This window comes from Mesorhizobium sp. SP-1A (genome assembly GCF_032460275.1).
In the GTDB taxonomy this organism is placed as follows: Bacteria; Pseudomonadota; Alphaproteobacteria; order Rhizobiales; family Rhizobiaceae; genus Mesorhizobium.
Genome location: NZ_JAVXZD010000002.1, coordinates 356401 through 370794, shown reverse-complemented (window position 1 = coordinate 370794; position 14394 = coordinate 356401). Strand labels below are relative to the sequence as shown.

Here is a 14394-nt window from a genome sequence, read left to right as displayed (position 1 = left end):
TTAACCCGAATATCAACGATTTTTTTGGAGAATAAAAATGCCACAAAAATACAAAAACAGCGAACTCATCAATTTCAGTCAGATTTATGACATGGTTATTGTCGGCGGCGGCACTATTGGAATTAGCGCTGCGTACTACGCCACTCAAAGAGGGCTGAAAACAATCCTCATTGAAAAAGCAGACGTCCCAAGCTCTGTAGGCAGTTCCAAGGGCTACGAGCGTATTTTCCGCATTATGTATTCCAACGCCAATGAGGTTCGGCTTACTGAAGCATCTTATGCTCTATGGAAAGAAATCGAAAAAGCATCAGGTGAGACGCTTCTTTTCGAGGATGACTTGCTCTTCTTTGGTCATTCGCATGCGCCTGTTACTCCGGAAGGAGATCTTCAGAGTATGATCAAGACGATGAACGAACAGGCCGTTCCTTACGAACTTCTCAATAGCCCTCAGGAAATTCAGAACCGTTTCCCGGTTTTCAATGCTGCAGGAATGCCTAGTGACTATATCGGCCTCGTGCAGAAAAACTCCGCCACGATCAACGTTCAACAAACCATGAATACTTTTTTGAACATGGCACAGGAAACCGGACTGCTGACTATTGCGGCATATACTCAAGTCACAAATCTGGCAGAAGCTTTCGTTGACCAAGATTATGGTTTTACAGTAGATGTCGCAGCCGCTCCCGGCCCACTAGGAGCATCTTATGGTCAAGCTGGCACGATCACAACCAGGCACCTTATTCTCGCACCTGGTGTGTGGGCCGGAAATCTATTCAACAGCCTTACAAACGGGCAACTTCAGCAGAATGAGAAGTATCGCATTTGGCAGATGTCTCTCGCCTTCTGGAAGCAAACTACCAGCGACAAAATTCCGCTGTGGTATGAATTCGGTAATACCGCGACCAATGACAGAGGCCTATTTTACGGCTTCCCAGATTTGGGCCTCTCTAACGAAACCAAGGGTCGCGTAAAAATCGCGGCAGATTATACAGATACTTTGTTCACTGATCCATCGCAGATTACCGGAGTGCCGGATCAAAACATCCTCAACGAAATTAAGACGCATATTTCTAGCCTCTTCAAACCGGGGGTCGTGGATGTAAATGATTATACGTCTCAAAACGCATGTCTCTACTCAATGCCAAGTGACGGCAAGATCGTCATTGGTGGGATTCCTCGGAAACCAATGGGAGCTAGCGCTTATAAAAACGCAGCAATGTCTGTGATGGAGGCAGGGCGCGGCTTCAAATTTACGCCGTTGTTTGGGCGAATTCTCGTGAACATCGCGATGAACCCAAATATCCAATACAGCGGTCCTAACGATTGGGGAAGCGGATATGATGCCGACATCGCCGACTTCACTCCATGGAGGCCGGGTATTTGGAAGGGATGGGGCTGATCCCCCAAAAAGAAACGGAGGCTTAATCGCCTCCGTTTTGCTTTCAACCGAAGCGCACCGCTCCGAGGTCACCAGGCGAAAATCGCTCTCTCATGTCCTTCGTCATTTCCCGCAATTTCTGAGGTGTATAGAGATCGTAGTAGGTTTGGTTTTTGCGGCCAATAGCATGTTCCGCGCTGTAGCTGCCTCCAAACTCGTCGACCACGATACTGAACACGAAATCCCGAAGTTGCTTTTCGAAGTCAGGATCTGAAGCCTGCTTGCTGTTTTTGGGCAAGACAAGGTTGAGATGGACACCGCCATCCCCAATGTGACCGAAGTCGCAGATTGTCAGATCAGGACAGCAGAGGGCCAGGTCGCTACGGATCTTGGAAAGAAACTTCATGACGTCTCCTCTGCGAAAGGCGAGGTCGAACGCTATCAGCTTTCCAGAATGCGAAACGCCTTCAGATAGTGCGTGCCGAAGAGACCACATTTCATGCGGCGGGCCGACAAACGCATCTGCCAGCGGCTCTCCCTCCATCTCCCATATTTCCGCAAGCGCGCCTTCCAGCGCCGCATCCAAGGTCTGTTCGCCCTGACGCGGCTCCCAACTCCTAGTGACCTCGGCCAAAATCACAAAGGACGGCACAATGCCTTGCTCGAATGGATTGCGAAGAGAAGGAACATGCTGGATCGCTGCCGTTATGGCGTTTGCCGACATCCCTTCGAAGGCCGAAAGCTCGCTTCCAAACCGTTTCTCCATCGCCCGCAACAGCGTCATGACGTGCTCATCCGACTTCGGCACCAGGTAGGCAGTCGAAATTTGCTGGGGCAGGGGTTCGACGTTCAGAACGCACTCGGTGACAATCCCAAAGGCACCAGACGTGCCAATGAAGATCTGTTTCCAGTCGACACCCGTGTTATTTTTCCGTAGCTCGTTGTTTAGGTTGAGGACAGTGCCGTCCTCATCGGCGAGAACCACCTTCAGCCCCAAGGTGTTTTTGCGCACGTCGCCATATTTCAGGAATCTTGAGCCACCCGTGTTCGTTGCAATCATCCCTCCAAGCCTAGGATCGGCACCGAGATCGATGGGAAAGAACAATCCATTCGCTTCGAGCTTGTTGTTGACGTCGGAGAGACGCCAACCAGCGCTGGCTGTGAGCGACCGATTGTCTTCGTCGAGTCTGAATACCTCATTCATGCGATCAAGGCTGAGAACCACCTGACGTCCGGTGTTGTCTGGCGTGGAGCCGCTGACAAGCCCAGTGTTGCCAGATTGAGGAACCAGGGGAATTCCTTGGCGCACACAATAGGCCATCACTGCCGAGACTTGATCGGTAGTTCTCGGCCTCAAGACTGCGGCCGCCCGCCCTCGGTCATACCTTGCACCGTTTTGGTAGGCTTCGAGATCGGCCGGAGCCGTAAGGACACCAGCATCTCCAATCAGCTTCGCTAGCTCGGTAACGTGGTTCTGCTCTAGCATGACCCATCCTATTCGGCAGCGACCTGCTGAGCGCAGATGACGCCCTTGCATGCCTCAATGGAAGCTCTCTCGATCTCGGCGTAATGCTCGAACTGATCGAGAACGGACGCCCCAAGATCGCGTTCGAATTGGACTTGGTTCGCACTGGCGACTGCGACTTGGCTTGCCTCGTCTCCAAGGTTCGACTGGAAGATTCCTGCGGCGCTTACGGGGAGGAAGTCCTCGTAGACGATGGGGTCAAACCGAACGAGACCTTCCGATATCCATTGCTCCAGAGATGTCCCGCCGAAGCCCACGCTGGCTTTGCCCTTTTCCGTGAGTGAATAGCTGAAGTAGCCCAAGCCCTGCTCTCGAATGGCGTCCCAGCTGTCTGGGAACGTCTGGAAGGCTTCTTCAAGGCACTTCATGTACTCGGTAGCATTCGAGCCGTCTGCGGCCGGACGCATGACCTCGCGGGAGTTGTTGAGGAGCGTATCATACAGAGCGCGTCCCTTGGGAGTGAGGGCGATACCGCGCTGCTCGATCTCACCAAAGCGGGCAGTATGCGATCCGATCTGCCAGGCACCGTCTTCGGACTGGAACGAGACGGCTTCTTCCAGCGCCTTGAACGATGTCTGGCGCAGCAGGATCGGACATTTCCGAGTAGGAGGCCCTTCGACGACTGCCTTAGGCGAAATCGCGTGAAGAGGCATCCGCTGCTGGACGAGATCGATGTCGAGCGTGCGCGGGGTCAGGTGGTTGATATGAGGCCCCTTGAAGGAAACCACATCGGCTATCAGACGATGCGCATCATGAAGCCTTCGATAAAGCGCGGCGCTGACCTTCGCCTGGTCGTGCCACCGGAAGGTCTCAAGGACCTCGGATATGAAAGTGGTTGCATCCTCATGGCTCAGACCACCGTCGCGCTCGGCCTTCTCGGTCAACTGGATCGCACCATCGGTGAATATCTGGCGCTTTGCCAGAATGGCGGCCGCCTCATCCCGCAGGGCTTCGTCCGTGATCAGGTCAAGCCGCAGGAGAGACGTGAACACGCGAAATGGGTTTCGCTTCAGCGAAGCTTCGCTAGTCGGCCGAAACGCGGTGGCATGGACGGGAACGCCCGCGATAGAGAGGTCATAATACCCGACCGGATACATCCCCATTATCGCGAAAACGCGGCGCAGCATGGCGAGTTCAGCCGCCGTGCCGACGCGAATAGCTCCATGTCGCTCTTCAGAAATGCGGGCAAGAGACTCCGTCTCCTCCAACTGATTTTGAAGTTCCGGATTGGCTTGAAGCGTTTCCTCGTTCACCTCGTAGACGAGGTGCATCAGCGTGGAATAAGCGGGCACTTCTTTTGCATACATTTCGGACATCGTTGCCGAAAATGCAGCGCGAATTTCATCGGGCGACTTAAAGCGGTCAGACACGACAATTTCCCTCTCGTGAGCAATCTCTGAAATCGCGTCTACAGATTGCATCCCCGCCTGTCTCATGACATCACTGGCTGGGTTGATACGAAATAGGAATAGCTGAATGCGCCGCCGCCTGATCCCTGACATTGTCAGCGTCCAAGCCTTCGAATGCGCGGCGAGGCACGGCAATTTCACCCGAGCTGGCGAAGAATTAAATCTTACCCAGAGCGCGGTCAGCCGCCAAATCATGGAGCTTGAGCAACAGGTTGGCGCACGTCTTTTCGAAAGAGTGCGTCAGCGCGTCGTGCTATCTGATTTCGGCAAGCGATTTTTGCCAGAAGCGCAGAAATTGCTGTCGCAGTCAGAGCGAATGATGACACTGGCTGTTTCTACGTCCCACATGAAGCATTCGCTCTCGATTGCAACGCTGCCGAGTTTTGGATCACGCTGGCTTATTCCTCGCCTTCCCAAATTCCTAAAATTGAGACCTTCAACTGCAATCACGGTGGAATCCAGAAGTGTTCCTTTTGATTTCGAGGAAGAAGGTTTCGACATCGCCATCCATTATGGACAGCCAACCTGGGCGAAGGCCACTTCAACCTTTCTAAGCAGGGAAGTGGTCATTCCTGTCGCCAGCAGGGAGATCGCCGAACTCTATCACGACTGCTCCCCTGCCGATCTCATCAACGCTCCGCTAATTCACCTCATGACGAGACCAAAGCTATGGCATCAATGGTTTACGTTCCATGGCGTCGAGCCTGAGAACGGGTTTCGCGGAAACAGGTTCGATCAGTTTTCAATGATCATTGGCGCTGCGGTTTCAGGATTGGGCGTTGCTCTGATACCAACCTACCTGATTGAAGAAGAAATCAGGACAGGTGCGCTCGTGCCGATATTCGATAAGCCAATGGCAACCGAGTTTGGGTATTATATTGTTCTTCCCGAAGAGCTTCGCAGCCATGAAATTACAAATGCCTTCAAGGATTGGCTTATAGAGCAAGCGGATATGGGGATTTCGCTTCCACAAGAAGAGTAAAAAGGGGCGCGCGGCCCCTTTATGCCCGCATATTACGAGCCACTAATTGTGTGCGGATTATCAGGCATCCGTCCCCTTGATATTGATATAGGTAGCACGAGCCTGACGCAGGTGACTTCCGAGAATATAAAATTCGGGGCCAGCTGCCGGATTATATACTGTTTCGTCATATTCAGAGATTGATGGGCCGAACAGCTGCCCCGCCTTGGCGAAAGGTTTGAGAGCCTTTATCGCCTGATGGAGCATTTTGCGCTCAGTCTTCATATGTTTGATCAGAAGCCCGAGTTGGACGGCATCATCGTTCTGACCTGCATCCTTGAAGGCCATGGCAAGCCCGCGAACCCAACCGTACCAATCGACCTTTTCCTCGAACTTCATAGCGACCCGATAGATCTGACGATAGAAACCAACCGAAACTTCCAAGTAGTCAGTGATCTTCTTTTCGGCATTCTCCGCGAGGAGCTGGGCGAACAGAACGACAGCGGGATGATCCTCCGCATGCTTCACAATCTCAAACAGGTCGCGCATGTGGCCGACGCTAAGCACCAGGACCTCGGTTGTCGCCATGTGCTTGGAACCTTGGACCGTCTGGATAGCGGTACGCAGTGGCTCGATCTCGAAGGTTTCTGTTCTCACGGTCTCATCGCGCTCACTGGAGACCTCTCCTGTGCTAGAGACGCTATCGTGATCTTCAGAATCCTCATTCTCGATTTGCTTATTGAGCCTTTCGATCTCGGCCTTGAGGGTTTTGATTTCTTCGGCCGCTTCCTGAACGCGCCTGTTGGCATCCTTCAGGCCTTCTGACAGCTTTTTGCGCAGAACAGCTCCTTCCTCGAAAGCAGTCTTCCACGTTTCGATGATCAGCTCGTGCCTGACCAGCGCACTGCGAACGTCATCAGCATCTACGAGTTCTCGAACATCGGTCTTCCACGCATGATCCTGCTTGAAATAGTCAGGATCGGTGGTCATCTGCCATTTTCCGTTCTCGTTTAGCATCTGATATTCCGCCACAGGAATACCATCGATAGGAACCGCGCCCAGAGCTGCCAAGGAGGCAAGGTTGAACGTCTCCTCGATTTCCAAAGTGATATCGACCGACTTCGCGTCAGTCCAATGTGAGCCTTCGGTTGTCGCGTCGAACCACTTATTCAGAAATGCGTCTCGGGCGTTTTCAAGATTAGTCATTTCGCCTTCCTTTTCACGGCCTTATTATCGCGAAATGGAACGAACGGCTTGATTTGCGCCGTCTTCAATTTCTCGGCAATACGATTGACCTTCGATTCGACTTCGTGAATCAGGTTGTCACCCTTCCAGCGGTCTGGGCATTCTGCAGTGTCATTAAATTGCTGAACAATGATTTTGATGAGGGATTCTCGACCTTGAAGGGTGGTCGATGTTCCTGGGTTGGCCGTTACGAAACGGAAAGCAAGGCGTGTCAGATAGATTTCATGGCCGTCAACGACCTTCCCGTTTTCATCTTCAATCCAATCTCTGGCTCCCGCAGCAGAACGGATCTTAGGCACGTTGATTTGAGCGTCTTCATCCCATTTCTGTGTAGCCATTGTTCCTTCGAACGAAGCAGACCTCGAAAACTGACGAAGGCTGTCGACGGCATCGAAAAAATCATTGATCTGTTGCGAAGTCACGAGGGGCGCGTCTTCAGGCCCAAAGAACTGAGGGTTAGCGTCCAGCCAGGTGAAGTAGCGACCAGTTTTGTGGTGCTTGCCGAAGAACGTCATCGGCTTGCCATCAGAGATCACTTCGAGGCCCTGATCGACCCCGTCCGGGTTTTCAGGGGTGTCGAACGGTACAAATTTCGGCGAGCGGTTTGGGATTTCGTCGTCGGGATCATGACGATAAACGAGAGCGATCTTTGGGAAGTTACCGACACGGCGAAGTGGGGTATATCCGAACATCTTGTCGGCCAATTCCTGAACCTGACGGCTCAATTCATTCTCCACGATGTCAACGTCGAGTACGAGGGAGTGGCCACTACCAGCCCCAAGAACGACAGCCACGTTGAGGCCAGCGCACTGCGCAGTCCATAGATCGAGTGCTTTTTCAGTTGGCAGCTGGGTGGCAAGTTTGTGTTCTTCTGACCACTTGATCATCTGGCCGTTGACGGTGCCAGGTCGACGATTGCCATCGATCTCCTGAGGGAAAATAGACCAGCCAGCTTTGACCATATCACGCGCAACCGCGCCAAAGATCGATTCATTAGGTCGGTACATGTGCTCGACCGCAGGCTCGAAGTCATTTGCTATGGCTTCCAGAAAGCTCTTTGCTTCTTCGACATTAAGTTTCTGGTCTTTGGCCTTGTAGACCAAAGCATTCAGATCGCGCAGGAAGCCGAGGCTCACGGACACAACGTCGGCGTCATCCTTGCCTTCGTTTTTGGTAAGAATTTCATCTGCGACGGCGCGAACATCCTCATGGGCTGCGTTACCCGGCAGTTCCGAATAACCGAACAACGGTTCCCACTCAACCTTCGCCGCATATTCAGAAGTGAAGCCAAGGTCAGGCTTCTTTAGCGTGTAACTTGTGCTCCATTCATCGTCATGCGGCCTTTTCCATCGCCATCCGACGTGTACGAAACCGCTTGGAGCAGTTACATCGATTGCTTCAGGTGCGCTCAATTTGAACCCCCAGGACTTCCGATTTTGTGACCAGCATCGATTGTTGAATTCACGCTCTCAGCGAACGTTTTGAGAAGCTTCAACACAATTTCCGCGACTTCCCCGCGAACGACAGTCCCGCTCGCCAAAGTCAGCGTAGGACCATCCTCGTGGTTCTCAGAGATCGCGCTGCGAATGACGTTTTGGAACTCACGAAGGGCTTTCTCGTAATGCTCTGAGCGCCTGATATAGGTTCTGCAGTCCTGTAAGACTTCAATCATGTCGCTGACGTGCGATTTCGCTTCGCCTTCAAGCTTGGCGACCAGCGACTGAAGGCTCTCGAATTCTTCCTTGGAAGCGCCAGCCTTGCGCTTGGAAGCCGCCGCCACGACCTGGCGCAGGAGACCAGCGCTGATCTCGATGATCTCGGTGTCTTCCTTGTCCTTCTTGCCGTCTAGCAGGCCAACAGCGACTTCCACTGGATCAACCAGCTTCCGCTTCGCTACATCTTCATTGATATCGTAAACGGCTTCGATCTCAATCTTCATCCCCTGCCTCAACGCATGATCGATGATGTGAGTTGGCTTTTCTGGATTATTCCAAAGCTGCCAAAAGCCGTCGCCAGAAACCTTATAAATCCAGCCGACGATCTTAAGAATGTGAGGGGTGTTAATAGCAGTCAAAATAGCTCTCCCTTTCAGTAAAAATAAATAAATTTTGTCAATAAAAATGTCAATGGATAATTCGGCTCGACATCTGGCTTCAAGAAATATCCGATGGCACGCTTAAAAAGGTTGAAAAACTTCGGAATAAATGGCATTAAACCGCCTCCAACGGAGGGGCCATGTTCAAACTGGTAACGAAAGCCATTCTTATTTCCGCTATTTCATTGTCCGCAACCGCATCGTCGGATGCAGGTGTTAAAGGTAAGCTTGCACTGGTGGCGGGTGGCCTCGTTGCCAGAGGAGTAGTTCAAGGATGTCTGAAATCCCCCCAATGCAGGGCGACAGGTGCTCGGAAAGCGGGTGAAGTGGCTATGGCTATCGTCAGCAAATATGGCCCAGACGCCGTCAAGACATGCATGTCGAATTCGGCATGCATGAATACGTTGTTTGCTGCGATGGCGGCTGGAAGTGCCAGCATCCCACTTCTCAAGCAGCCTGACGAATCCGACTATGTGACTGACAACGCTGGAAACAAGCGATACAGCCCAGGCGAAAATATGCAACCTCCAGGACGGTGTGGGCCAGAAGAATTGGCTATGCTTTCCGGCCGAATTACTAAATATTGTAAGCAGGTTAGACCAAATAAATGCTTACCAACGGATGATATCTTTGATATCGACATCAAAATCATGGGCATCACGCAGTGCATGAATGCTCGAACTGAAAGAGAAGACCGATGCTTCAACGGTGGCAATAGCACTCATCGCGAAGAAATTGCGAACACAAAAAAGCAATTGCAAAACTGTGAAAAGCTCAAAGGAGGTGTATATTGAGCCTACTCCAGGACATCGAACAAAAGTTTTCCGACGAGATCACTACGCGCCATACCATTCAGGAACTAGCAGGTGAGTTATGGGATGACGCTGAAGTTGCAAAGCTGTCAGGCGTCAAAGATTGGAAAGACATCTTAGCTCTGGATGTAGAAAGTATCTCAGAATTCGGATTCGGCGGTATTTTTCAGTTTATGGAAGCGGATATGTTGCGGGCCTATTTGCCTGCGTTGTTGTACTTCGCACGGTCTGAACCATATCCCTATGCCAATATCGTGACTAGTTTGGTGGCGTTGCTCGACCCCGAGAAAAAGGTGCCACTGGTCGATGTAGATCGGGTCGCCTATCTGCAAAAGCATCTGTCGAGCGAACAGAAGTGCTTTCTGGCAGAGACGTTCACCTATATTGCAGAACGTGACTTCCAAAATCAGTCACTGCTTTTCGAAAGAGTTAAACGACTGTCCTCATTTTGGAGAGAAGTGTAGTTAAAACGGTTTCCATATTGGCCATGTCTCAAAAGGCTTTTTCGGAATCCCCGATAGATTAGACGAAAGGAGCCATTTTGGAAACTGATAATGAATTGTATGGCATCTTCAAACTAATAAATGACACCGAATATAACATTTTCGACCTGGCTTCCATATTTTGGGACGACGATGAAGTTTCTTCACTGAAGCAAGTTGAAAGTTGGCCCGACCTGATCAAGGTCGATGTCCAAAACGTAGGTGATAGCGGGATCGGATACCTTCTCAGTTTCATGGATGGGAATATGTCTTTCGCGTATTTGCCTGCCTGGTTGTACTTCGCACGAAGAAATCCGCATCCTTTTGCCAACATCGTGATGTCTCTGATCGCAGTCCTTGATCCAGACCTACAGATTGAGGACATTGAAAAGGAGCGGTTCCAGTGTTTGAAGTCCGATCTGAACGAAGAACAGAAGCTTTTCATTGCTGATACGCTGTCCCTTATCGCAAAACGAGATTTCAAATCGGGAACAGAATTTTTCGAGAGGGTGCGGCATCTGGCCGAGGTTTGGCGGGGTCTTGTCTAGTATTCGGGAAGCTCACACATGTTTCGAAATCTGTGAGCTTCCGCCTCCAGGTTGGTCCTGAAGACGATGATTAAATCTCGCTACTTATCAACGATGTCTAGCGTGTCTGGCACGGAATCGTCGCACTCGATACCGTGAGGACTGCTCCTGAGTGAAGGATGTTGACAACGGCAATAGTCAGTCCATTCAGTGATTGCTCAAGGAGAGCCTATGCGGTGCGCCCGCGTGCCGTCACTTCGGCGATGGAAACTTTACCGATGTTCGTCTTGATTGCAAGAGGTCATGAAAAAGGCCCCAGTCGGGGCCTCCTGATTTGTGCAACTGTCACTCGACGCTGCCACTATCTGAACAATGCCCGCAAATCCATTGATGCAATAGGAAGCGACACAGCTCCAATAAAACTTGCGTTTTCAGGCAGTTCGACATCGACCTCCTCAAGTGCATGGGAGACGTAGTCGCACAGATAGTAGGCATCGTTATCTGCATTTGTCGAATTGCTGAAGGGCATGAAAGCCACCGAAACGTCCACAGTAGGAGTGATTTTCAGGGCCGAACTTGTCAGAGTCTGAACATCGCAGATCACCTGTGAAATCACGGCGTCGCCGACAAGCCTGATCGTTTCGGGCATGACGATGTTAGATGTTTGTGTGTAGTTTGGATTGTAGAGAATAACGATCTTAGCGTTACCACCCTCATCAATTGAGACATCAATGCTCCGATTGACAAATAGCAATGCAGCTAAAGCATTGCTGTCCCGTTTCCAGAGGTTCATCACAAGTGAGTTCCCTGCGGCAACGTCACTTAACATCAGCTTGAGGCCAGAGATTGCCATTGGGTTGGAAGAAGATGCCAAGAGAGCTTTTTCTAAGACAGCAGCATCGGCAATCGCCTTTAGGTCACACCTGGCTTCGTGACGTGGGCTGGTCCTGCTTGTCTCGAACTGAAAGACATCCGTCAGTCGCTCCTTTGGCATAGCTTCGATGCCTGCAGTGGTGTGCGCGAGTTCAATCGCTTCGAAGAATGCCTCCTCCTCGTCCGCATCTCCTTCGGGCCAGCCGAGCACTCGACCAATTCCAGATCGGATCTTTCCAATCGACTCTATGCCCTCGATAACACCCAACTTGTCGATAATACTTTCGAGGATTTCGCCATTCAAAAAAACTGGAACGCCGGACGAGATAGAGGACGTAGCCTTAACGCCCATTTCGATTTGCTGCGCGATGTCCCCCTTTCCTCTGACATCAACAATAAGCTTATCGCATTTAGATGCCGTAACAACGGTGCGGAACTCAACGACGCGTGACACGACCTCTTTGATAAGACTGTCGACGATCAAATTACATTCTCCTCCGCGACGTATCGGACTGATCGCCAGCTTGGGAGTAATCAGGATTCTCGGCTCCTTGCCGAGGATTTCCTTGTAACCAACGACACCGAACTGGTCTATGTTATTCCCGATGCGACGTAACATTATCAGGTCGTTACGCTCGCCCAAGGTGGTGTTTTCCAATGCCGCCTTAATACGTGACCATTGTCCATTTCCTGAAGACTGCTCGCGAAGAGCAATTTTCAACTGCTTCAGCATGCTGTTGCGGTAGACTAGGCCCGTTTCCTCGTATCTTCCGCCTAATGCATTAAACACTGATCTACTCTCCTTGCCCTCTCGGCTGCACAACATGGATTTTGCCTCTGCTAACCATTGCTGCGCCCTTTGGATTAACGATAGTGGGTTGAAACAGCCGCCACTCGCGGCCTGATCGCCCAACTCCAACGACAACCCTTCGCCAGTGCCCGCGCCGCCAATGAGGTTCTACAGCAGATCGCGCCCCAGAAGCTCGCGCCTGTCTTACTTCTTCGGCAGTTCTTGCATGCGCTCGGCCGACAAAATTGACACGCACCCAACCGAGACTAGTCAGTCGGTTTTCAGCCCGCTCGGCGTCGATGGGTAGCTCTACGCGTTTCGCTTTCGCGACGAGATCTTTTGGAGCGCGCTCGCTATAGTCGTACTCGACATCGGCTTTCGGCAAATTGAGATACAGGATGCCATTTACGGCAAGCCTGACAGCGGCTGCCAATGCCTCCTTGGAAGCTATGATCGCAGGATCGCCAGCGAACGATAACGAAGCCACGTTTTCGGACATTTGAGCGTTGCGTTCGATCTGCGTTGTGACTGCAGACGTCACGCGCTTCATCATTTCGCCGACTGGAACTTTATCTGCGATCTCAGCTTCGGGGATGTTTGAGACGAATGTCAGCACGAAACGAGAGCCAGTTCCCTTCACATAGACGCCATCAATCCAGCGCCCGTCTCCGTATTCCAGTTCGGGCAGGGAGCCAAAATGCATATAGATAGCATCGTACGGTAACTCGGTATCCTCAATGACAATGTCATCGACATCGACTTTGTTCAGCATCGCCGAGACCAGCGCCATATCAAAAATGTTCTGACCTCTCTGGAGAAATGCAGATTTTGCCTCCTGGATAGCTTCTTTTACCCGAGTTCTCCACGGGGACAGAGCATCGTCGTCGATACCTTCTGCAGCACTCTGCTCCTGAGCGAGAGAGTCATCCTTCAACAATTGAATTGAACTCATTTTTTTGTTGGACATCATCGCCAACATCTTCCGCTGTAGCTGAGCGACGTTATCGTCTTCCCGACGACTACGCATGGATTCTGCAATTTCCAGCCGGATCGGGTGATAGTGCTTGATCGAATCTAAGTTCATCGGATTGCCGCCATGGTCCAAAACCAATATCCTGGCCAAATCCAAAGTCAACAGCATTTCATGAGTGACTTCTAAAAGTTCCAGTAGGTAGCACAAAAGTGCCTGTTGGTAGCATGTAAATCCATTTGGAGTGCATTCACGTGCATTTATAGTGCGTTTGCGTGCATTCTGGATGCATCTCAAAAATCATAGATTGGCGTCTTTCATGCGAATATTTGCACGTTCCATGCAAATCTGGCCATCAAGCGGACTGTACGTCGTCTTATGCGGCATCACCTGACCATTTCGATGTCAGAGCCATTATCAAATAGGATGGCAAAAATGACCGCGTCCCAGGTCAGGCGATCTCTCGAATCTCGAACAGTACTCCTCTTCCGAGATTGCCGTTTACCTGCGCCAATCTCCGAATCTCCAAAATGCCGACTTATCATTCTTTGGCGTGAAATATAAGTCACAGATATCACCAAAAAAGTAGACCAACATTGTAAATTACGAGCCTAAATATTATAACATAAAATCATCTACTTGCTAGAATAACACTTGACTATTGACCGATCATAATATTCGAAGCCATCCTGTTTTAAAGTAATCATATCAAGATAAATAACATTCGACATCAAATTTGTGTTGAATCCTAAAATATCATCCTCGGGGGTATTATGTTCCAAATAATTATATCTGTCATTGTGATAGCGCTCATCGCCGCTCTTGCGATTGCTTCGATATTCTACGCTGGCGAGGCATTCACGGCGGCTTCAACAAGGACAAACGTGGCTACCCTTATGACACAATCACAGCAAATTGTCGCTGGTGTAGCCGTGTACAAGACCACCACCGGGGTTGAACTCGTAAAAGATAAAACATGGACAGAAAGAATTCCAGTCGATGAAAATAATGCTTTATACACTGAAAGATATTTACATAAATTGCCTTTAGGTGTCCAACGTTTAACTTATGGCCCATGGGAACTTACCCTTAATGGAACTGTTCTATTCATTCCGTTTAAAGACGGGTCTCCAAATGCCGGGGGAAGACTTTCAGCCCAAGAGATCGTGGATATATGTGCTGAAGTATACAGGCTGCGCGGGGCTACTGGTTCTTATTGCAGCACAAGTCCTGATCTTCCAACGGCGGCAGCGGGTGTTTACCCTGTCACTCCAGACAATGCGTATGAAGTGAAAGGTTTCGCATTAGCCTTTAATTAATCTTCTCC

The 14394-nt window shown here is 50.7% G+C and carries 13 protein-coding genes; 6 read left to right on the top strand and 7 right to left on the bottom strand.

The annotated features are described in order from the left end of the window. Positions 1-37 precede the first annotated feature (37 nt). Complete coding sequence (locus QU595_RS10620) at positions 38-1399, top strand: FAD-dependent oxidoreductase (RefSeq protein ID WP_315921648.1); 1362 nt, start codon at positions 38-40, stop codon at positions 1397-1399. Between the two features lie 43 nt (positions 1400-1442). Here QU595_RS10620 and QU595_RS10615 read toward each other — a convergent pair whose 3' ends face one another. After that, complete coding sequence (locus QU595_RS10615; protein WP_315921646.1) at positions 1443-2864, bottom strand: FAD-binding oxidoreductase; 1422 nt, start codon at positions 2862-2864, stop codon at positions 1443-1445. An 8-nt stretch (positions 2865-2872) separates the two neighbouring features. After that, positions 2873-4219, bottom strand: coding sequence for a VOC family protein (locus QU595_RS10610; RefSeq protein ID WP_410000504.1), 1347 nt, complete (start codon positions 4217-4219; stop codon positions 2873-2875). A gap of 160 nt (positions 4220-4379) precedes the next feature. Here QU595_RS10610 and QU595_RS10605 point away from each other — a divergent pair, with 160 nt between their 5' ends. Continuing rightward, positions 4380-5294, top strand: a complete 915-nt coding sequence (locus QU595_RS10605; protein WP_315921644.1) for a LysR family transcriptional regulator — start codon at positions 4380-4382, stop codon at positions 5292-5294. A gap of 60 nt (positions 5295-5354) precedes the next feature. Here QU595_RS10605 and QU595_RS10600 read toward each other — a convergent pair whose 3' ends face one another. Genes QU595_RS10600 through QU595_RS10590 form a run of 3 tightly spaced genes read right to left on the bottom strand, consistent with a single transcriptional unit; the run spans position 5355 to position 8592 of the window. Beyond that, positions 5355-6479, bottom strand: a complete 1125-nt coding sequence (locus QU595_RS10600; RefSeq protein WP_315921643.1) for a hypothetical protein — start codon at positions 6477-6479, stop codon at positions 5355-5357. Next, positions 6476-7930, bottom strand: a complete 1455-nt coding sequence (locus tag QU595_RS10595) for a bifunctional DNA primase/polymerase (RefSeq protein ID WP_315921640.1) — start codon at positions 7928-7930, stop codon at positions 6476-6478. The genes QU595_RS10600 and QU595_RS10595 overlap by 4 nt, the downstream gene beginning before the upstream one ends. Then, entirely contained in the window at positions 7927-8592 is a 666-nt protein-coding gene (locus tag QU595_RS10590) for a hypothetical protein (RefSeq protein WP_315921638.1), read from the bottom strand. Before QU595_RS10590 ends, QU595_RS10595 begins: the two co-directional genes overlap by 4 nt. A 161-nt stretch (positions 8593-8753) precedes the next feature. Between QU595_RS10590 and QU595_RS10585 the strand changes: the two genes are divergently transcribed. The 3 genes from QU595_RS10585 (at position 8754) to QU595_RS10575 (ending at position 10455) form a co-directional block, all read left to right on the top strand. Continuing rightward, positions 8754-9407, top strand: coding sequence for a hypothetical protein (locus tag QU595_RS10585; RefSeq protein ID WP_315921637.1), 654 nt, complete (start codon positions 8754-8756; stop codon positions 9405-9407). Further along, positions 9404-9889 carry a hypothetical protein gene (locus QU595_RS10580; RefSeq protein WP_315921635.1) on the top strand — a complete coding sequence of 162 codons (486 nt, stop codon included), beginning with the start codon at positions 9404-9406 and terminating at the stop codon, positions 9887-9889. The genes QU595_RS10585 and QU595_RS10580 overlap by 4 nt, the downstream gene beginning before the upstream one ends. A 77-nt stretch (positions 9890-9966) precedes the next feature. Beyond that, positions 9967-10455: a hypothetical protein gene (locus tag QU595_RS10575; protein WP_315921633.1), complete on the top strand. Its 489-nt coding sequence runs from the start codon at positions 9967-9969 to the stop codon at positions 10453-10455. A 340-nt stretch (positions 10456-10795) separates the two neighbouring features. Here the strand turns inward: QU595_RS10575 and QU595_RS10570 are convergent, their stop codons facing one another. Both QU595_RS10570 and QU595_RS10565 read right to left on the bottom strand, forming a co-directional pair. Further along, positions 10796-12097 carry a hypothetical protein gene (locus QU595_RS10570; protein ID WP_315921631.1) on the bottom strand — a complete coding sequence of 434 codons (1302 nt, stop codon included), beginning with the start codon at positions 12095-12097 and terminating at the stop codon, positions 10796-10798. Positions 12098-12101: 4 nt separating this feature from the next. Beyond that, a complete protein-coding gene (locus QU595_RS10565; RefSeq protein WP_315921629.1) occupies positions 12102-13238 on the bottom strand; it encodes a hypothetical protein in 1137 nt (378 codons plus the stop codon). A gap of 602 nt (positions 13239-13840) precedes the next feature. Here QU595_RS10565 and QU595_RS10560 point away from each other — a divergent pair. Further along, positions 13841-14386 (top strand): hypothetical protein, encoded by a 546-nt coding sequence (locus QU595_RS10560; RefSeq protein ID WP_315921627.1) that lies wholly within the window; start codon positions 13841-13843, stop codon positions 14384-14386. The last annotated feature ends 8 nt before the right edge of the window (positions 14387-14394 follow it).